At 60.5% G+C, this 20471-nt stretch carries 19 protein-coding genes; 7 read left to right on the forward strand and 12 right to left on the reverse strand.

The window, feature by feature from the left end:
• Positions 1-11 precede the first annotated feature (11 nt).
• The gene (gene pgl, locus PF1751_RS21855) at positions 12-725 is read right to left on the reverse strand and encodes a 6-phosphogluconolactonase (protein ID WP_010208199.1); all 714 of its coding nucleotides are present in this window, start codon (positions 723-725) and stop codon (positions 12-14) included.
• Positions 712-2178, reverse strand: a complete 1467-nt coding sequence (gene zwf, locus PF1751_RS21860) for a glucose-6-phosphate dehydrogenase (RefSeq protein ID WP_010208198.1) — start codon at positions 2176-2178, stop codon at positions 712-714. Before zwf ends, pgl begins: the two co-directional genes overlap by 14 nt.
• Positions 2179-2397: 219 nt before the next feature.
• Here zwf and PF1751_RS21865 point away from each other — a divergent pair, with 219 nt between their 5' ends.
• Complete coding sequence (locus PF1751_RS21865) at positions 2398-3258, forward strand: MurR/RpiR family transcriptional regulator (protein ID WP_169898656.1); 861 nt, start codon at positions 2398-2400, stop codon at positions 3256-3258.
• Between the two features lie 142 nt (positions 3259-3400).
• Here the strand turns inward: PF1751_RS21865 and PF1751_RS21870 are convergent, their stop codons facing one another.
• The 10 genes from PF1751_RS21870 to PF1751_RS21915 all read right to left on the reverse strand — a co-directional run bounded on the left by PF1751_RS21870 (position 3401) and on the right by PF1751_RS21915 (position 14478).
• Positions 3401-4246, reverse strand: a complete 846-nt coding sequence (locus PF1751_RS21870) for a D-hexose-6-phosphate mutarotase (protein WP_010208191.1) — start codon at positions 4244-4246, stop codon at positions 3401-3403.
• Between the two features lie 102 nt (positions 4247-4348).
• Entirely contained in the window at positions 4349-5695 is a 1347-nt protein-coding gene (locus PF1751_RS21875) for a carbohydrate porin (protein WP_042571248.1), read from the reverse strand.
• Between the two features lie 85 nt (positions 5696-5780).
• The gene (locus PF1751_RS21880) at positions 5781-6941 is read right to left on the reverse strand and encodes an ABC transporter ATP-binding protein (protein WP_010208189.1); all 1161 of its coding nucleotides are present in this window, start codon (positions 6939-6941) and stop codon (positions 5781-5783) included.
• Between the two features lie 2 nt (positions 6942-6943).
• Positions 6944-7789, reverse strand: a complete 846-nt coding sequence (locus tag PF1751_RS21885) for a carbohydrate ABC transporter permease (protein ID WP_010208187.1) — start codon at positions 7787-7789, stop codon at positions 6944-6946.
• Positions 7782-8690, reverse strand: a complete 909-nt coding sequence (locus tag PF1751_RS21890; RefSeq protein WP_010208185.1) for a carbohydrate ABC transporter permease — start codon at positions 8688-8690, stop codon at positions 7782-7784. Before PF1751_RS21890 ends, PF1751_RS21885 begins: the two co-directional genes overlap by 8 nt.
• A 117-nt stretch (positions 8691-8807) precedes the next feature.
• Positions 8808-10094, reverse strand: coding sequence for an ABC transporter substrate-binding protein (locus tag PF1751_RS21895; protein WP_010208183.1), 1287 nt, complete (start codon positions 10092-10094; stop codon positions 8808-8810).
• A 104-nt stretch (positions 10095-10198) separates the two neighbouring features.
• The gene (locus tag PF1751_RS21900) at positions 10199-11458 is read right to left on the reverse strand and encodes a D-mannose isomerase (RefSeq protein ID WP_042571247.1); all 1260 of its coding nucleotides are present in this window, start codon (positions 11456-11458) and stop codon (positions 10199-10201) included.
• Positions 11459-11573: 115 nt separating this feature from the next.
• Positions 11574-12419, reverse strand: a complete 846-nt coding sequence (locus tag PF1751_RS21905; RefSeq protein ID WP_021491259.1) for an ATPase — start codon at positions 12417-12419, stop codon at positions 11574-11576.
• A gap of 114 nt (positions 12420-12533) precedes the next feature.
• Positions 12534-13532, reverse strand: coding sequence for an NAD-dependent epimerase/dehydratase family protein (locus PF1751_RS21910; protein ID WP_010208180.1), 999 nt, complete (start codon positions 13530-13532; stop codon positions 12534-12536).
• Positions 13533-13584: 52 nt separating this feature from the next.
• A complete protein-coding gene (locus PF1751_RS21915; RefSeq protein WP_021491258.1) occupies positions 13585-14478 on the reverse strand; it encodes a LysR family transcriptional regulator ArgP in 894 nt (297 codons plus the stop codon).
• A 98-nt stretch (positions 14479-14576) separates the two neighbouring features.
• Here PF1751_RS21915 and PF1751_RS21920 point away from each other — a divergent pair, with 98 nt between their 5' ends.
• The 6 genes from PF1751_RS21920 (at position 14577) to PF1751_RS21945 (ending at position 20419) form a co-directional block, all read left to right on the forward strand.
• Positions 14577-14978 carry an ACT domain-containing protein gene (locus PF1751_RS21920; RefSeq protein ID WP_010208178.1) on the forward strand — a complete coding sequence of 134 codons (402 nt, stop codon included), beginning with the start codon at positions 14577-14579 and terminating at the stop codon, positions 14976-14978.
• 5 nt (positions 14979-14983) lie between these two features.
• A complete protein-coding gene (locus PF1751_RS21925; protein ID WP_021491256.1) occupies positions 14984-15583 on the forward strand; it encodes a LysE/ArgO family amino acid transporter in 600 nt (199 codons plus the stop codon).
• 178 nt (positions 15584-15761) lie between these two features.
• On the forward strand, positions 15762-16358 hold the full coding sequence (locus PF1751_RS21930; RefSeq protein WP_003175739.1) for a superoxide dismutase: 597 nt from the start codon (positions 15762-15764) through the stop codon (positions 16356-16358).
• Positions 16359-16500: 142 nt separating this feature from the next.
• Positions 16501-16689: a hypothetical protein gene (locus tag PF1751_RS29150; protein ID WP_042571246.1), complete on the forward strand. Its 189-nt coding sequence runs from the start codon at positions 16501-16503 to the stop codon at positions 16687-16689.
• Positions 16690-16896: 207 nt separating this feature from the next.
• A complete protein-coding gene (locus PF1751_RS21940; protein ID WP_010208167.1) occupies positions 16897-18948 on the forward strand; it encodes a putative bifunctional diguanylate cyclase/phosphodiesterase in 2052 nt (683 codons plus the stop codon).
• A gap of 127 nt (positions 18949-19075) precedes the next feature.
• Complete coding sequence (locus tag PF1751_RS21945) at positions 19076-20419, forward strand: imelysin family protein (RefSeq protein WP_010208165.1); 1344 nt, start codon at positions 19076-19078, stop codon at positions 20417-20419.
• The last annotated feature ends 52 nt before the right edge of the window (positions 20420-20471 follow it).

Here is a 20471-nt window from a genome sequence, read left to right on the forward strand (position 1 = left end):
TGATCCTTGGCTCATGGGCACCAGTAAATCTCTAATGTAGGTTGCAGAAACGCGCGAATCGGCATGGCAGAGACGTCGTCACTGGCCAGCGCGGCGCTCAAGGTGGTCAATTTCGAACTGCCGGAGATCGACAGCACGGTGTAATTAGCCGTCGCCAGCAACGCGCGACTCATGGTCAGGCGCTGATGCGGCACGGTCGGCGCCAGCATCGGCCAGCAACGGCGGGTACCGTCGGCCTTCAGCGCTTCGGCGAGGTTCGGGCTGTTTGGGAACAGCGACGCGGTGTGACCGTCGTCACCCATGCCCAGCACCAGCACATCGATGGCTGGCAACTCGCCCAGCAGGCGATCGGCCTGCTCGGCAGCTTCTTCAAGATTGGCCGCGGCGCTATAGAGGCTCAAGAACTTGGCCTTGGCCGCCGGGCCTTGCAGCAAATGCTGCTTGAGCAAGCCAGCATTGCTGTCGGCGTGCTCCACCGGCACCCAGCGCTCGTCGGCCAGGGTGATGGTGACCTTGGACCAGTCCAACGCCTGCTTGGCCAGATGCTGGAAGAAGGCCACGGGGCTGCGGCCACCGGACACCACCAGGGTCGCCTCGCCGCGGGCACTGACGGCCGTGCGCAGTTGCTCGGCCACATCATTGGCCAAACCTTCCGCCAACAGTGCCGGTGTGCGGTACTCGTGGGGCGTTACGCCCTGCGGCAGTTTCAATTCAGATATCGCCATACCAAGACCTCCCATCCCGCGTGATCAGTGCAATCGAGCTCATCGGCCCCCAGGACCCCGCCGCGTACGGCTTGGGCGCATCACCGGACTTCTTCCACCCGGCGATCAACTGGTCACACCACTTCCACGCGGCTTCGATTTCATCTTTGCGAACAAACAGGTTCTGATTGCCGCGCATCACTTCCAGCAACAACCGCTCGTAGGCATCCGGAATACGGGCGCTGCGGTAGGTGTCGGAAAAATTCAGTTGCAGCGGGCCGCTGCGCAGTTGCATGCCCTTGTCCAGGCCCTGCTCCTTGGTCATCACGCGCAAGGAAATACCTTCGTCCGGTTGCAGGCGGATGATCAGCTTGTTACTGATCTGCAGGCGCTGCTCCGGGGCGAAGATGTAGTGGGACGGTTCCTTGAAGTGGATGACGATCTGCGACAGCTTTTGCGGCATGCGCTTGCCGGTACGCAGGTAAAACGGCACCCCGGCCCAACGCCAGTTGCGGATATCGGCACGCAAGGCGACGAACGTCTCGGTGTCGCTCTGGGTGTTGGAATTCTCTTCTTCCAGGTAACCCGGCACCGGCTTGCCGGCGCTGTAGCCAGCGATGTACTGGCCGCGGACGACTTGGGTGGTCAGGCCATCCGGGCTGATCGGCGCCAAGGCCTTGAGCACCTTGACCTTCTCGTCGCGGATGCTGTCGGCGGACAAGTCGGCCGGCGGGTCCATGGCAATCAGGCAAAGCAGTTGCAGCAGGTGGTTCTGGATCATGTCCCGCAGCTGACCGGCCTTGTCGAAATAGCCCCAACGGCCTTCGATACCGACCTGCTCGGCCACGGTGATTTCCACGTGGGAGATGTAGTTCTGGTTCCACTGGGTTTCGAACAGGCTGTTGGCGAAACGCAGGGCGATCAGGTTTTGTACCGTCTCTTTGCCCAAGTAGTGGTCGATGCGGTAGGTGCGGTTTTCCGGGAAAAACTGCGCCACGGCGTCGTTGACCTTGCGCGAGGACTCCAGGTCCGAACCGATGGGCTTTTCCAGGACCACGCGGGTGTTTTCCGCCAGGCCGACCTTGGACAGGTTCTCGCAGATCGCGCCATACACCGCCGCCGGGGTGGCGAAGTAAGCGATCAAGCGTTGTTCGGTGCCAGCGATGTCCGCCAGGGCCACGTAGTCATCGGCTTTCATGAAGTCGACGTGAACATAGGTCAGGCGCGCCAGGAACCGCTGGGCGACGGTTTCATCCAGCTCCTTGCCGACGTATTTACGCAGTTCTTGTTCAATGTGCGCCAGGTGCTGTTGCTCGGAACCGGCTTCACGGGCCAAGGCCAGGATGCGCGTGTCGTCGTGCAGGAGCGTGGCGCCATCGAGTTGATAGAGGGCAGGAAATAACTTGCGCAGCGCCAGATCACCCAAGGCGCCAAACAGGGCAAAGGTGCAGGGTTCTACGGTTATCGAAGGCATGATGTTTGTTCTTTTATCAAGTTAAGCTACAAATACCTTTTTTCAAGGCATCACTCAAGGAAAAATGTAGTAATAACCACAACATTTTCCCGAAATACGCATTCCGAGTGGTGGTGTTCAGCTACCCTCAGTAGGATAGGCCACCGCAAAAGGCCACTCGTCGATTGGTTGCCACCCTTTATTTGCATCGTCGCCCGAAGGAAACACTGAATGGACCGCGTGCGAAATCTTCTGGAACAGATCCGGAACCGCCTCGAAGAATTGAACAAGGCTGAGAAAAAAGTTGCCGAGGTCATCCTGCTCAACCCGCAGCAGGCGACCCGCTTCTCCATCGCAGCCCTCGCCCAAGCCGCTTCGGTCAGTGAACCGACGGTCAACCGTTTCTGCCGTTCGTTCGGCGTCAGCGGTTACCCTGAACTTAAATTGCAGTTGGCGCAAAGCCTGGCCAGTGGCGCCGCGTACGTCAGCCGCGCCGTGGAGGCAGATGATAACCCCGAGGCCTACACCCAGAAGATCTTTGGCAGCGCCATCGCCTCGCTGGACGCCGCCTGCCAGGCCCTGGACCCTGCCTTGATCAGCAAGGCCGTGGATCTGTTGATCCAGGCGCGACAGATCCACTTCTTCGGCCTGGGTGCTTCGGCACCGGTGGCCATGGATGCGCTGCACAAGTTTTTCCGCTTCAACCTGGCAGTGACCGCCCACGCCGACGTGCTGATGCAACGCATGATCGCCTCGGTGGCCCACACGGGCGAGCTGTTCGTGATCATTTCCTACACCGGGCGCACCCGCGAACTGGTGGAAGTGGCGCGTATCGCCCGGGAAAACGGTGCATCGGTGCTGGGCGTAACCGCCGAGAACTCGCCGCTGGCCAAGGCCAGTACCGTCAGCCTGAATATCCCGCTGCCCGAAGACACCGACATCTATATGCCGATGACCTCACGGATCATTCAGTTGACGGTGCTGGATGTACTGGCGACTGGCATGACCTTGCGCCGTGGCGTGGATTTCCAGCCGCATCTGCGCAAGATCAAAGAGAGTTTGAATGACAGCCGGTATCCGGTGGGGGATGAGTTCAACTGAGTCAGCATTTATGTTGGCTTTATTGGCCTCATCGGGGGCAAGCCCCCTCCCACACTTGATCTTCAGTGCTAATAGATTGTAGGCACCACACAGCACCCATGTGGGAGGGGGCTTGCCCCCGATGGGGCCATCAGCCGCACCGTTAAGCCCCCGCCCTGGCCTGCAAACTAAGGTGCGCCCTCTCCCCCGGCGCCAAGCTGGCCCCGGCCATCGCCGACTCTACGCACACAAATCCCGACGCCTCGTTAAAGCTCACCCCCAACAGCGGCCGGCTGCCGGGATGCCATACGACGGTGTCGGCGCTGTCGCCGGTGTCGATGCACAGTTCGCGCTGCCAAGCGTGGTCCTTGAGCTGCAATTCGCCCTCGTGCTGGAACACCCGCTGGCAGCCGCCCTCCACCCGCAGTTCGCCTTCCTGCTGGCAAACCTGGCGATTGAGCTGGTCGTAACCTTGCGCACCGTCGAGCCCAGACAGCGCTATCTCATCGACGTGACCAATACGCCAGTAAGCATGCAAAGCGTGGCTCAATTGGCACGGCAGCTCGTCTTGATGCTCGGTGCTCAGGCGCAGTTCCAGGGCTTCGCCCAAATGCGCGTGCAGGTCGACCTGCCAGTCGCAAAGCTGTAATTGCCAGTGCAGATGTACGCCATCGTCGTCGGTACTGCTGTCGAGCAGCTTCCAGTCGATCAGCCGCGCCCACCCATGGGAAGGCCAGGCATTTTCGCTCGGATGGCGGCCATACCATGGCCAGCACACCGGCACGCCACCTCGGATGGCGCCGACTTGCGGCCATTTGGCTGCGCACCACAGCCAGGGTTTCTGGCCACGGGGCTGGAAGTGCAACAGCTGCGCGCCCTGACGACTGAACACCGCCTGGCACAGCGGATGGTCGATCACCAACACATCACGCATCTGGAAGCGCTCCCAGGCGAACACCGGGCGCTCGCGCAGGGATTTGAAAAAGCGTTGCAGCGGTTGCTCGTGCATGTGCCACGGTCCTGAATATCATCACAATGCGCCCCAAAAAAAGCGGGTAGCCATGGCTACCCGCAAAATGCGCACAGAGAGAAGGAGCTTATCGCAACAGCGTTAGAACGTAGACTGAATTTTCAGGCCCGCCACCAACGCGTTGTCGACTTTATCCACGCCGCCAGGCTGGACGACGTATTGCAGGTTAGGACGCACGGTCAGCCAGTTGGTCACCTTGATGCCGTAGTTGAGTTCGACGTTGTACTCGGTCTCGCGAATCGGCGTGTACAGCGGGTTGTCGTAGTCGTTCACACCATTGGCGGCGTTGAGCAGCTCGGCGTTTTTCTTCACGTCATCATTCACGTGCAGACGAGCCACACCAATACCGATGTCGTCTTTTGGACGCGCGTCGAATGGGCCTTTGTACACCAGCATCAACGACTGGTAGTTGTCGACCAGGTTGGTTTCCTTGTCGTGGAAGGTGGCGTTGGCCGCGATGTTCAGGCCGCGCGAAGCATCGCCGTTATGCGTGGTGAGTTGCTGTTGGGCAACGAACCAGTAACCTTTCTTGCTGCTGCGGGTACGGAAGTCTGCACGGGTGATGACCGCATCGTTGCCGTTGACGTCTTCACGCACGTCCGGTGCATCGGCCGCGCTCTTGTAGTAACCCACACGGTACTCGCCCGGCAGGTTGTTGACCTTCGGCGACCAGACCAATTCCACCGGAATCACAGTGCCCTTGGTGCCGCTGCCGCTGAGTTTGAAGCCGTTACCGTGCTCCAGTTGCGAAGGGTTCTGGTTGTACGCACCAATTTGCGCATACAGCTCAGGCGTGATGTTGTACTTCACGCGGATCGCGGCCTGGCTGACGGGCCAGTTGTACCAGGTGTTGACGTAGTTACCCACTTGCGAGCCGCAGAACGACAGGTTCTGGAAGTCGCACGGGAAGGTGTTGAAGTCTTCGCCTTCACCGAAGTAACCGAGCTTCACGTCCAACTTGTTGTCGAACATCTGGTGCTGGATCCAGAACTGGGTCAAACGCACCATGTGGCCACGGCCGTACACTTCCATGGACGAACTCAGCGTGCCGGCACGCGGGTCGCCAATGCGGTCGTTGGAGATGTTCTGGCCATTACGGTTGGTCAACTGGATCTTGGCCTGGGTGTTATCCCAGCCCCACAGCTTTTGCAGGTCCAGTGCCACACCGAGACCGAACTGGTCAGAGTAGCGACCGGTCTTGTCGTCGTTGTAACCACCTTTGGCGTTGTAGCCCATCTCCCCAACGTAGTCGGCCTTGATGTCGATACCTTGCTCGATCAGCTTGGTACGCTCGCCACCCCAATCGCCCGTCATCCATTTGGAACTGGAGCTGAATGCATCGTCTGCCATCGCATTGGCGGACAATACCAGGGCTGCTGCAGCTGACAGTTGGCAGATCAGCCGAGTGTTGTTGTGTTGCTTTTTCATCCCTACATCCTCGTCTTTATTGTTATTAAACTGTTTTTATCTAACGTGGTTTACATTTTTTATCTAAAACAACAACTTATCTGCTTCAACGGCCTTTGAATTGGGCCACATTGTCGGCATGCCCCTGTGCGGGCAATGAAGAAGCAGTGCCCAACCGCTCGCCCGTGTTGGCGTCGAACAGCAGTACCTTGGAAGGATCGAATTGCAGGGTCAGGGTCTCGCCCACCTGCGGTGCCACGTCGGGTGCCAGGCGGCAGCAGACTTTGGTGTCATTGAGTTGCACGAACACCAGGGTGTCCGGACCGGTCGGCTCGGTGACCTGCACTTCGGCACGAATGCTCGACGCACTGTCGCCCTCGCCTGCCGCCAACATGATCTGCTCCGGGCGCAAGCCCAGGATCACGTCGCGGTCTTCCAGGCCGGCTTCCGTGGTGTTCAGCGCCAGTTCGCAACGGGCCTGGCCGCTGTCGAGCAGGGCCACCAGGCGACCGTCCTTGCGTTGCAGGCGCAGCGGCACGAAGTTCATTGGCGGCGAACCGATAAAGCTCGCCACGAACTGGTTGGCCGGGTTGTTGTAGATCTCTTTCGGCGTGCCGAACTGCTGGATGATGCCGTCCTTCATGACCGCGACCTTGTCGCCCAGGGTCATCGCTTCGATCTGGTCGTGGGTCACATAGACCGTGGTGGTCTTGAGGCGCTGGTGCATCAGTTTCATTTCGGTACGCATCTCGACGCGCAGCTTGGCGTCAAGGTTCGACAGCGGTTCGTCGAACAGGTAGATCTTCGGCCGACGCGCCAAGGCACGGCCCATGGCTACGCGCTGTTGCTGGCCGCCGGACAGCTGGCCCGGCTTGCGGTTGAGCAGGTGTTCGATCTGCAGCAGCTTGGCCACGCGCGCCACTTCGGCGTCGATATCGGCCTGGGGCATCTTGCGGATCTTGAGGCCGAACTCGATGTTCTCGCGCACGCTCATGGTCGGGTACAGCGCGTAGGACTGGAACACCATGGCGATGTCGCGATCCTTGGGGCTCATGCCGCTCACGTCCTGGTCGCCGATCATGATCGCGCCGCCGGTGATGGTCTCAAGGCCGGCGATGCAGTTCATCAGCGTGGACTTGCCGCACCCCGAAGGGCCGACCAGGATCAGGAATTCGCCTTCCTTGATCGACAGTTCGATGTTCTTCAAGGTGTCGGGCAGGCCGGCGCCATAGGTCTTGTTTACATTGCGAAGTTCAAGCGTAGCCATGATTACCCCTTGACCGCGCCGGCTGTGAGGCCGCGCACGAAATACTTGCCTGCGATCACATAGACCAGCAGGGTCGGCAGCCCGGCGATCATCGCCGCCGCCATATCCACGTTATATTCCTTGGCCCCGGTGCTGGTGTTGACCAGGTTATTCAGCGCCACGGTGATGGGCTGGGAGTCACCACTGGAGAACACCACGCCGAACAGGAAGTCGTTCCAGATCTGGGTGAACTGCCAGATCAGGCAGACCATGATGATCGGTGTCGACATCGGCAGAATGATCTGACGGAAGATGGTGAAGAAGCCCGCACCGTCCAGGCGCGCGGCCTTGATCAGTGCATCCGGAATGCTCACGTAGTAGTTACGGAAGAACAGCGTAGTGAACGCCAGGCCGTAGACCACGTGCACAAACACCAGGCCGGTGGTGGTGCTGGCCAGGCCCATCTTGCCCAGGGTGAACGAGGCCGGCAGCAGCACGGTCTGGAACGGCAGGAAGCAGCCGAACAACAGCAGGCCGAAGAACAGCTGGGAGCCTTTGAAGCGCCAGAACGACAGCACATACCCGTTCAACGCGCCGATGGCGGTGGAGATCAGTACGGCCGGAACGGTGATTTTGATCGAGTTCCAGAAGTAGCCATCCACGGTAGCCCAGGCCTTGACCCAGCCAATACCGGTGACCACGGTCGGCCAGCTCAGCAGGTTGCCGCTGCTGATGTCTTCCGGGGTCTTGAAGCTGGTGAGCAGCATCACCACCAGCGGCACCAGGTACAGCAGCACGGCGAGGATCAGCACCGCGTAGATCGCGATGCGGCTCAGGCTGATAGCAGGTTTGGAAGCGAGACTAGTCATTACGTTTGGTCCTCAGCTCGGAGTAGAGGTAAGGCACGATGATCGCGAGGATCGCACCGAGCATCAGGATTGCACTGGCCGAGCCCATGCCCATCTGGCCACGGCTGAAGGTGAACGAGTACATGAACATCGCTGGCAAGTCGGACGAGTAGCCCGGGCCGCCAGCGGTCATCGCCGCCACCAGGTCGAAGCTCTTGATCGCAATGTGCGCCAAGATCATCACCGCACTGAAGAACACCGGGCGCAGGCTTGGCAGCACCACGCTCCAATAGATGCGCGGCATGCTCGCGCCGTCGATCTGCGCGGCGCGCACGATGGATTGGTCCACACCGCGAAGGCCGGCGAGGAACATCGCCATGATGAAACCCGAGGCTTGCCAGACGGCAGCGATCACCAGGCAATAGACCACGCGGTCCGGGTCGATCAGCCAGTCGAGACGGAAGCCTTCCCAGCCCCAGTCACGCAGGAGTTTGTCCAGGCCCATGCCTGGGTTGAGCAGCCATTTCCAGGCCGTACCCGTGACGATCATCGAGAGCGCCATCGGGTACAGGTAAATGGTGCGGATGAAGCCTTCGCGGCGGATTTTCTGGTCGAGGAAGATCGCCAGGGTCACGCCGATGACCAGGGTGATGCCGATAAACATCCCGCCAAAGACTGCCAGGTTCTTGCTCGCCACCCACCAGCGGTCGTTGTCGAACAAGCGCGCGTATTGCGCAAGCCCCGCCCATTTGTAGGTTGGCAGGAACGTGGAATTGGTGAACGACAGCACAAACGTCCACAGGATGTAGCCATAGAAGCCCACCAGCACGATGAACATGCTGGGCGCCAGCACCAGTTTGGGTAGCCAGCGCTGCAGTGCATCGAACGGCGAGGCTTTGCTGAACACAGCAACAGAACTCATGGGGAAATCCAATACAGGGAAAAAGGACCAGCCAATAAACCTTGTGACGCTGGCTTTATGTGGGAGCAAGCCCGCTCCCACACACGCCCAGCACCTACAAAAAACCGCTACCAGGCCTTACTTGGCAGACTTGATCGCAGCGCCCAACTTCTTGGCGGTGTCGGCCGGGTCGGCTTTCGGGTCGTTGATGTAGTTGGTCACGACATCAAAGAACGCACCTTGCACCGCCAGGGTAGTGGCCATGTTGTGCGCCATGCTTGGCTGCAGGCCACCGGTCTTGGCGTCTGCCAGGAAGTCCTTGGCAGCGGTCTGGGCGCAGGAGTCGAAGCCGTAGGAATCCATTTTGTTCAGCATGTCGTTGCGAACAGGGATCGACCCCTTGTTGATGCTGAACACTTTCTGGAAGTTTTCACCCAGTACGACTTTGGCAATGTCCTGCTGGCCAGCAGCCGTGCCTTTGTCTTTCTGCTTGAACACCGCCAGGGAGTCGATGTTGTAGGTGAACGCTTTGTCGGTGCCCGGGAACGCTACGCACTCGTAGTCCTTGCCGGCGACTTTCTTGGCGGCGGTCCACTCGGACTTGGCCCAGTCACCCATGATCTGCATGCCGGCCTTGCCGTTGATGACTTTGCCCGCTTCGAGGTTCCAGTCCTGACCTTTACCGTCGACGTCCATATAGGTTGCGACTTTCTTCAGTTCGGTCAGCGCCTTGACCATTTCCGGACCGGTCAGCGCGCCGTTATCCAGGTCGACCAGAGCTTTCTTGTAGCCATCGGCCCCCATCACCGACAGAACGACCGCTTCGAATACGGTGCTGTCCTGCCAAGGCTGTCCACCGTGGGCGAGCGGAATGAAACCCGCGGCCTTGAGCTTGTCACCGGCTGCGTAGAATTCTTGGAGGGTGGTCGGGTTTTTGGTGATACCGGCTTTCTTGAAGACTTCCGGGTTGATCCACAGCCAGTTCACGCGGTGGATGTTGACCGGCACAGCGACGTAGTCACCTTCGTACTTCACGGTATCGGAGACTTTCTTGTCGAGCAGAGAGTCCCACTTCTCTTCTTTGGCGACGTCTTTGAGCACGTCGGTGTCGAGCAGGCCGGTGGACGCCCATTCCTGGATGTCGGGGCCTTTGATCTGGGCAACACCTGGCGGGTTACCGGCGACCGCGCGGCTTTTCAGCACGGTCATGGCAGTGGCGCCCCCGCCACCTGCGACGGCGCCGTCTTTCCAGACGAAACCATCTTTCTCGACTTGGGCCTTCAGGACATCCACGGCCGCCTTCTCACCGCCCGAGGTCCACCAATGCACAACTTCAACCGTCCCTTTGGAGTCGGCGGCAAATGCACTGAGGGGAAACAACGAGGCAATGGAAATAGCGACGGCGAGGCGATTAATCGCGTTCATCTGAGTACCTTTTCTTGTTGTTATGCATGCAAGTCTTAGGCTTGCGCTGCACGGAGTTTAAACAGGGTTTTTTAAGGCGCAGGTAACAAAGGGATGCACAAATGTCACCAGTTGGTGACATAGCGCCCCGTTCCGATGGCACTGGCCATGCTTGGCGCCAGCGGCAGCGCAGGCAGCAATACCGCTTGCCAGGCATGGTACAGGTCTGGCTTGCCACCCCAGATGTTGCTGCTGGGTTGGTTGTGCGGGCTGAGCTCGTGGTGCCAGCTGCCGTGGAGACGGTCGATAAAGTGGGTCTCGCAAAATTCCCAGAAACGCCGGTACCAGGTTTCGTAGTGCAACTCGCCCGTGCGCTTGAGCAAGGCCTGGGCCGCCGCGCTGGCCTCGGCATGGGTCCAGTGCAGGCGTTCGCGCACCACCGGGCGATGGTTCCAGTCGAGGGTGTAGACAATGCCGGGGGCGCCATCCACGGACCAGGCGTATTCGCAGGCGCTGGCGAACAACCCCTTGGCATCGGCCACCAGCCATTCGGGTGTGACGAGCCCGGCTTGCAGGCGCGCGGCTTCAAGGTGCAACACCAGCCGCGCCCACTCGAAACCGTGGCCGGGGGTAATGCCGTAGGGGCGGAAGCCGTCGGCGGGGTTGTCTTCGTTGTAGCCGAGCAAGGGGTGCCAGTGTGTGTCGAAATGTTCGATCACCATGAACTGGTTGCCGGCAGCGTGGGTATGAATCACACGCTCGACAATGCGCAACGCGCGGTCCAGCCAGCGCGTATCGCCCGTGACATCGGCCAGGGCGAGAAAGGCTTCGGTGGCGTGCATGTTGCTGTTGGCGCCGCGATAGGCTTCGACCCCGCTCCAGTCCTGGGCAAAGGATTCGAGCATCACGCCCTCCTCTTCGCTCCAGAAAAAATGGTCGATGATATGGATGGCGTCGTTCAACAGGGTGGATGCACCGGGCGCGCCTGCTACTACCGCCGAGCTGGCGGCCAGGGCGACGAAGGCATGCAGGTAGGCGGCCTTGCCACGGTTGCCATCGAGGGCGTGGGGCGCGGCGAACCAGCCACCGTGTTCACTGTCACGCAGCGCGCCGCTGAGGGCTGCAACACCGTGCGCCACCAGCTCGGCATACCCTGGCAAACCCAAGGCGTGGGCCATGGCGAAGCTGTGGGTCATGCGGGCGGTGTTCATGGTTTCGGCGTGAGCATCGGCCGGCAATTGGCCTTTGTCGTCCAGGTTGCCAAAGCCATCGGGCAGTCGAGACGCTTTGGCGAACGCCAGCAGGCGCTGGCCCTCGGCTGCAAGCCAAACGTAATGGGCAGGCGCGTTCAGCCAACTGCTGGCAGGCAGTGGTTGCGTGATCATGGGTGGCCCTTATTGTTTTTTGTGGGATGACCGGAGTCTAAACAAGGGCGCGGCGGCGGCATGTAACGAAGGGGAAGTGAAATGTCACCAAGTGGTGACATTTCCATCGACAGCCTTATTGCCCTAACGGGGTGACCTTCGCCGGCGCGTTGAGTTGCTGGTTCAGGTTCTGCACCTGGCTTTGCAGGGTGGTGATATTGCGCGTGGTCTGGATACGGAACACGTCGAACTCTTTATTGGTGGGCGCATCGTTGTTGGACGGCGGGTTGTCCTGGGCGCTCTTGAGGACCACAAGGTCCTGCTCGATGCGCGCGATAGCAGCGCTCGGGTTGCCCTGCTTTTTCAAAGCGGCCACGTCAGCAGTGAGTTCCTTGATTTCATTATCGCGCCTGGAAGCGTCACCTTGTGCCGCCTTGAGCGTCGCCACGGCGTCGGTCAAGGCCTGGACCTGGCCTTGCAGTTTGCTGTTGGCGTTGGACAGCTCAGTGGTGCTCGCCGTCATTTGCGCCAGGCGCTTATCCAGCTCGGTAGCTTGCCCGGCCACGCCGACCTGCTGCTTGCCCTGCTCCAGCAACTGGCTTTCCAACTGCTTGATCTGCAGTTTCAGCGCTTCGCTGCCATTGTTGACGCTCGCTTCACTGGCCACGACCTTGCCGGAAATATCCTGTAGGCGCCCCGCCGCTTCTTCGCTGATGCGCGCAAAGCTTTCCTGGGTGGCCACCAACTGCTGCCCCATCAAGGAGATCTGCTGGAAGCTCCACCAGGCCAGGCCCGCAAAGGCGATCAGCAGTGCGCCGATCAAGGCCCACAGTGGCCCGGTGCTGGCGCTCTTGACCTTGACGACCTTGGTGTTGCGCGACCGCACCGAGGTGGCCGGGGTCGGTTCGAAATCATCGTCATCCCCGAGATCGGCCCGCAGGCTGGGAACGTTGTCGAAGTCGTCTTTAGCATCGTTACGCATGTATCAACCCTGAATCGGTGAAGTGGCGAGCGACGGGAGTATAAACCGCGCTCCCGGCGCACTGATCGACCCGGAACGCCAGATTCGGTTCCCGAAGTGTTGCCGCTTGTGTGCTTACTTGAACCCCGGATCCTGGGCTTTCCACCAACTGCAAAACTCGTCGAGGGCGGTCCACAGGCTGACTTTGGGCTCGTAGTCCAGATAATGCCTGGCACGGCTGATATCGAGGGTGAAATCTTTGTTCATCACTTGCATACCCAGCCGCGACAGCGACGGTTCCGGACGCCCTGGCCACATCGCGCAAAACGCTTCGTTGAGCGCCGCCACGCTGTAGGACAAACCATAGGACCTGTAACGCGTCACCTGAGGCAGTTCCATTTGACGCATCACATAGTTGACCACATCCCACACCGGTACCGGCGCACCGTTACTGATGTTGTAGGCCCTGCCCAATGCCGAGCCCGGCGCGAGCAAACTGCTGAGCAGCGCTTCGTTAAGGTTGTGCACGCTGGTGAAGTCCACCTTGTTCAGGCCGTCACCGACAATGGCCAGGCGGTTCTTGCGCTGCATTTTCAGCAGGCGCGGGAAGATGCTCATGTCACCCGCGCCCGTGACGAAGCGCGGGCGCAGTGCAATCACTTCGAGGCCGAACTCCTGGGCACCGAACACCTTCTGCTCGGCCAGGTACTTGGTGGCGGCATAGGGGTGCTTGAAGCGCTTGGGCACTTGTTCTTCGGTCAGGCCCAGATGATCGCGGCCGTCAAAGTAGATGGATGGCGATGACAGATGCACCAAACGCCCGACATGCTGTTTGAGACAGGCTTCGACGACGTTCTCGGTCACCAGCACGTTGCCTTGGTGAAAGTCCTGATACTTGCCCCACAAGCCCACGGCGCCGGCGCAATGCACCACGGCTTCGACGTCACGGCACAGGTCACGCACCAGGTCGGCGTCATTCAGATCACCCTGGATAAACTCGGCGCCGCGCCTGACCAAGTGCTCCACACCTTCGGCACGTCGCCCGTTGACCCGCACGTCCAGGCCCTGCTCCAGGGCGAAACGCGCAAAGCGCCCGCCAATGAAGCCGCTTGCGCCGGTGACCAGAATCTTCATGTATTACCCCATGTTCTTTCGTTTTTCATCGCTGTTGCCTTGACGCGCGCCATCACTCCAACGGCACCAACCATTGACCACATGCCTGGGCCAGATGATCGGTCAACAGACTCAACAGTTGCCCACCACTGCGCCAATGATGCCAGTACAACGGCACATCGATGGGCTTATCTGGCAACAATTCGACCAATATGCCCTTTTCCAGTTGGTCGCGAACCTGTAATTCCGGCACCAGCCCCCAGCCCAGGCCGGCTTCCGTCAGGCGGATAAAGCCTTCCGACGATGGGCATAAATGATGCTCGAAACCGCCGTCCACGCCGAGGGATGCCAGGTAGCGGTGCTGCAGAAAATCATCCGGCCCAAATACCAGGGCAGGAGTGCGCGCCAGTTGGTCCGCGCGTACGCCCTGGGGAAAGTGCCGGGCGATAAAGGCCGGACTGGCCAGCGCGCGATAACGCATGGCGCCCAACAACAGGCTGCGCGCGCCCGCCACTGGCCGCTCGCTGGCACAGATACAGGCCGCCACCTCCCCGGCCCGCATACGTTTGAGGCCAACGGTCTGGTCTTCCACCACCAGATCCAGCAGCAGATGCTGTTCAGCGCAAAATCCACTGACGGCCTCAGCCCACCACGTGGCGAGGCTGTCAGCATTCAACGCGATGCGCAGCCTTTCGGGCATGCCTTCCTCGTCCAGCGCCGGCACCTGGCTTTGCAGGTCCCGCTCCAGCAGGCGCACCTGCTGCACATGGTTGAGCAGGCGACGGCCGATATCGGTGGGCATCGGCGGTGTGGCCCGCACCAGTACCGGCTGGCCAACACGCGCCTCCAACAACTTGATGCGCTGTGAGATTGCCGATTGCGACAATCCCAGCACCTGGGCGGCGCGCTCGAAGCCCGCCTGTTCCACCACTGCCGCCAGGGCAGAGAGCAATTTATAGTCGAACATCAGTTTCTCTAATGAGCGATCAGCAATATTTGTTTTTCTTATACAGCCTGTGTCAGGAGAATAGCCAGCATCGTTTCTCTCTTTATAAGGAACCTCACATGGCTGGCGAAACCGCCCTGGCAACCCTGCTGCGCAGCATGAGCCCCCAGCTCAACGACGGCGACTATGTGTTCTGCAGCGTGCCTGACCACCGTATTCCTCCAGGGTGTGAGGTGATCGGCAGCTTTCACGAGCAGGAAGGCCTGACCCTGATCCTCGAACGCCAGCAAGCGGAACAGGCCGGCCTGGTGTTTGACTACGTCGCCGCGTGGATCACCTTGAACGTGCATTCGGCCCTGGAAGCCGTGGGCCTCACCGCCGCCTTCGCCAGTGCGTTGGGCAAGGCCGGCATCAGTTGCAACGTGATTGCCGGCTATTACCACGACCACCTGTTCGTCGGGCGTGCCGACGCAGAACAGGCCATGCAGGTATTGCGGCAACTGGCAGTAGACGCGGAGTAAATCCTATGTGGCAAAGTTATTTGAATGGTTTGCTGGTGGCGCTGGGCCTGATCATGGCCATCGGCACCCAGAATGCCTTTGTACTGGCGCAGAGCCTGCGTCGTGAACATCACTTGCCAGTGGCTGCGCTGTGCGTGGTGTGTGATGCCCTGCTGGTGGCCGCGGGGGTGTTCGGCCTGGCCACGGTGCTGGCGCAAAGCCCGGTACTGCTGGCGGTAGCACGCTGGGGCGGCGCAGCGTTTCTGATCTGGTACGGTGCCTGCGCGCTGCGTCGGGCGTGTTCGAAACAGAGCCTGGACCAGGGCGACGCGCTCAAGGTGCGCTCACTGCGCGCAGTGTTGCTGAGTGCGCTGGCCGTGACCTTGCTCAACCCCCACGTGTACCTGGACACCGTGCTGCTGATCGGCTCACTCGGTGCCCAACAGACCGAGCCCGGTGCCTACGTGGCCGGTGCCGCCAGCGCGTCATTCCTGTGGTTCACCACCCTGGCACTCGGGGCAGCATGGCTGGCACCTTGGCTCGCACGCCCCGCCACGTGGCGTCTGCTGGACCTGTTGGTGGCTGTGATGATGTTCAGCGTGGCCTATCAGTTGATCAGCGCCTGAGGAATATTCCAAAACGCTCTGGAACCTCTATCCCACACAGTTGTTGCGTGGTTTTGCCGCACCCCCGGTGCTATGATCCGGACCCTGCGCCGCAAAGAGTACAAACTCCCCGGCGCTTGTTTGGCCGCCCGTGATCGGCCTTGCGCTCACCGCAACTGACCTGATTAGGAGAATCATCATGGCTTTCGAATTGCCGCCGCTGCCCTACGCACACGATGCCCTGCAGCCGCACATCTCCAAGGAAACCTTGGAGTATCACCACGACAAGCACCACAACACCTACGTCGTGAACCTGAACAACCTGGTGCCAGGCACCGAGTTCGAAGGCAAGACCCTGGAAGAGATCGTCAAGTCCTCTTCGGGCGGCATCTTCAACAACGCCGCTCAGGTCTGGAACCACACCTTCTACTGGAACTGCCTGGCGCCAAACGCCGGTGGCCAACCGACCGGCGCGCTGGCTGAAGCCATCAACGCTGCGTTCGGTTCGTTCGACAAGTTCAAGGAAGAGTTCACCAAGACGTCCGTCGGCACCTTCGGTTCCGGTTGGGGCTGGCTGGTGAAAAAGGCTGACGGTTCCCTGGCCCTGGCCAGCACCATCGGCGCCGGCAACCCGCTGACCAACGGCGACACCCCGCTGCTGACCTGCGACGTCTGGGAACATGCCTACTACATCGACTACCGCAACGTGCGTCCAAAGTATGTGGAAGCGTTCTGGAACCTGGTCAACTGGAAGTTCGTGGCTGAGCAGTTCGAAGGCAAGACCTTCACTGCCTAAGCAACGCTTGCAGTAGAAAAAGCCCGGCATTGCCGGGCTTTTTCGTGGGCGTTCGGCACGGAATGGTGGAACCCGCAGAAGGGAATTTGCCACCCACTCGGTGAGAGGAATAACCCTTTCATACTCTGCTGGAGAATCAATGATGGAAGAAATCGGAAAAGCAGGCGGACAGATGGCGATGCAACTCATCAGCGGGCTGATGAAAGGCCTCGCCGGTGGCGCGGGTGGCGGTGGCGGTGGCGAAGGCGGCGGTGCCAGTGCGCCAAGCAAGCCAGGTGAAGACATGATGCCGTCGGCGCCGCCTAAGATCGAAATTTCCGACTATCAGTGACCCCGCTCACGACCTGGGAGGGCATTGGCCTGACCGCAGGTAAGTCGAGTCCCCGGACGGCGGAGCACATCCGCCGTTTATTCTGGTTTTTTCTGCGTATCCAGCATCAAGTCGTCTGCGGCCCCAATGTTCCTTTGACTGCCCTCACGGGATTGCCAATACTCATGGCATATTGAAGGCCACCCGCATGAGACAAGGAATGCCCCTTTGAAGCTGGAACTCAAGAACAGCTTGTCGGTGAAGTTGCTACGGGTTGTGCTGCTGTCAGCATTGATCGTGGGCGTCACACTGAGCGTGGCGCAGATCATTTTTGATGCCTACAAGACGCGCCAGGCCGTGGCCGGCGATGCCCAGCGCATCCTCGACATGTTCCGCGACCCCTCGACCCAGGCCGTCTACAGCCTGGACCGCGAGATGGGCATGCAAGTCATTGAAGGCCTGTTCCAGGATGACGCGGTGCGCATGGCGTCCATCGGCCACCCCAACGAAACCATGCTCGCTGAGAAAAGCCGCGCCTTGCAGCAATCGCCCAGCCGTTGGTTAACCGACCTGATTCTTGGCCAGGAACGCACCTTTACCACGCCCCTGGTCGGCAAAGGCCCCTACAGCGAGTATTACGGCGACCTGAGCATCACCCTCGACACCGGCACTTATGGTCAGGGTTTCATCGTCAATTCAGTGATCATCTTCATTGCCGGGGTGCTACGTGCCCTGGCCATGGGCCTGGTGCTGTACCTGGTCTATCACTGGCTGCTGACCAAACCGCTTTCGCGCATTATCGAGCACCTGACGTCGATCAACCCCGACCGGCCCAGCGAACACAAGATCCCGCAGCTCAAGGGCCATGAGCGCAACGAACTGGGGCTGTGGATCAATACCGCCAACCAGTTGCTCGAATCCATCGAGCGCAATACCCACCTGCGCCACGAGGCCGAAAGCAGCCTGCTGCGCATGGCCCAGTACGATTTCCTCACGGGCCTGCCGAACCGCCAGAAACTGCAGGAGCAACTGGACAAGATCCTCATCGACGCCGGCCGCCGCCAGCGCCGTGTGGCGGTGTTGTGTGTGGGCTTGGATGATTTCAAGAGCGTCAACGAGCAGTTCACTTATCAGGCCGGCGACAAATTGCTGCTGGCCTTGGCTGACCGTTTACGCGCCCACAGCGGCCGCCTCGGCGCCCTGGCCCGACTGGGCGGCGACCAGTTCGCCCTGGTGCAGGCCGATATCGATCAACCGTACGAAGCCGCCGAGCTGGCGCAAAGCATCCTGGATGACCTGGAAGCGGAATTTGCCCTCGACCATGAGGGCATCCGCCTGCGCGCAACCATCGGCATCACGCTGTTCCCGGAAGACGGCGACAGCACCGAAAAGCTGCTGCAGAAAGCCGAACAGACCATGACCCTGGCCAAGACCCGGTCGCGCAACCGCTATCAGTTCTATATCGCCAGCGTCGACAGCGAAATGCGCCGTCGCCGCGAGCTGGAAAAAGACCTGCGCGACGCCCTCAGCCGCGACCAGTTCCACCTGGTGTACCAGCCGCAGATCAGCTACCGCGACCACCATGTCGTGGGCGTCGAAGCACTGATCCGTTGGCAGCACCCGGAACATGGCCTGGTACCGCCGGACCTGTTTATTCCGCTGGCCGAACAGAATGGCACCATCATCCCGATTGGCGAATGGGTACTGGACCAGGCCTGCCGGCAACTGCGCGAATGGCACGACATGGGTTTCTCCGAATTGCGCATGGCGGTCAACCTCTCAACCGTGCAGTTGCACCACACCGAGTTGCCGCGGGTGGTCAACAACCTGATGCAGATCTACCGCCTGCCGCCGCGCAGCCTGGAACTGGAAGTCACCGAGACCGGGCTGATGGAAGATATCAGCACCGCCGCCCAGCACCTGCTGAGCCTGCGCCGTTCCGGGGCATTGATTGCTATTGATGACTTCGGCACCGGCTACTCATCCCTCAGTTACCTGAAAAGCCTGCCGCTGGACAAGATCAAGATCGACAAGAGCTTCGTGCAGGACCTGCTGGACGATGACGACGACGCCACCATCGTGCGGGCGATCATTCAACTGGGTAAAAGCCTGGGCATGCAGGTGATCGCCGAAGGCGTGGAAACCGCTGAGCAGGAGGCCTACATCATCTCCGAGGGCTGCCATGAAGGTCAGGGTTATCACTACAGCAAACCCTTGCAGGCACGAGAGTTGGCGGCATTTTTGAAGCAGTCGGAGCGCAATAACGCAGCGATTCTTTGACACGGCAAAACGATACTGAATATTTCCCGCGTATAACCCTTTACACAAAATGCAAATCTTTCGCATTATGTCGCAGTTTTTGCGCGCCCGCGCGCGCCCCATCAACAACCGAAGCAGGATGTTCGCCATGATTCGTATGCCCCTGGCCACCGCCAGTCTGCTGGCCATTGCCATTTCTCTCGCCGGTTGCGGCGAAGGTAAAGACAAGGCCGCAGCGCCCCAGGCGCCGACCCCGGCTGCCAGCACTACCGCTCCAGCGGCTGCCACCCCTGCCGGCCAGGTCGATGAAGCCGCTGCCAAGGCCGTGGTCGCGCATTACGCAGACATGGTGTTCGCGGTCTACAGCGACGCCGAGTCCACCGCGAAAACCCTGCAGACCGCGATCGACGCGTTTCTCGCCAAGCCGAACGACGAGACGCTGAAAGCCGCGCGCACGGCCTGGATCGCCGCCCGCGTTCCTTACCTGCAGAGCGAAGTGTTCCGCTTTGGCAACACCATCATCGACGACTGGGAAGGCCAGGTGAACGCATGGCCGCTGGACGAAGGCTTGATCGACTACGTCGACAAGTCCTACGAACACGCCCTGGGTAACCCAGGTGCCACCGCCAATATCATCGCCAACAACCAAATCCAGGTCGGCGAAGACAAGGTCGACGTGAAGGACATCACCCCGGAAAAACTCGCCAGCCTCAACGAGCTGGGCGGTTCCGAGGCCAACGTCGCCACTGGCTACCACGCCATCGAATTCCTGCTCTGGGGCCAGGACCTGAACGGCACCGGCCCAGGCGCCGGCAACCGTCCTGCGTCGGACTACCTGACCGGCGACGGCGCCACTGGCGGGCACAACGAGCGTCGCCGCACCTACCTGCGCGCGGTCACCCAACTGTTGGTCAGCGACCTCGAAGAAATGGTCGGCAACTGGAAACCCAACGTCGAAGACAACTACCGCGCCACCCTGGAGGCAGAACCTGCCACCGACGGCCTGCGCAAAATGCTGTTCGGCATGGGCAGCCTGTCCCTCGGCGAACTGGCGGGTGAGCGCATGAAGGTGTCCCTGGAAGCCAACTCGCCGGAAGACGAGCAGGACTGCTTCAGCGACAACACCCACAACTCGCACTTCTACGACGCCAAGGGCATCCGCAACGTCTACCTGGGCGAGTACACCCGCGTCGACGGCACCAAAATGACCGGTGCCAGCCTGTCGTCGCTGGTGGCCAAGGCCGATCCGGCTGCCGACTCCGCGCTCAAAGCGGACCTCGCCGCCACGGAAGCCAAGATCCAGGTCATGGTTGACCACGCCAACAAGGGTGAGCACTACGACCAACTGATCGCCGCAGGCAACGACGCGGGTAACCAGATCGTGCGCGATGCCATCGCCGCACTGGTCAAGCAGACCGGCTCGATCGAAGCAGCGGCAGGCAAGCTGGGCATCAGCGACCTGAACCCGGACAGCGCTGATCACGAGTTCTGATCACCGCCGCGATCCTAAGCGTCACCCAGAATGCCCCGACCTGCTCGGGGCA

It is taken from the genome of Pseudomonas simiae (assembly GCF_000934565.1).
GTDB classification, from domain to species: domain Bacteria; phylum Pseudomonadota; class Gammaproteobacteria; order Pseudomonadales; family Pseudomonadaceae; genus Aquipseudomonas; species Aquipseudomonas simiae.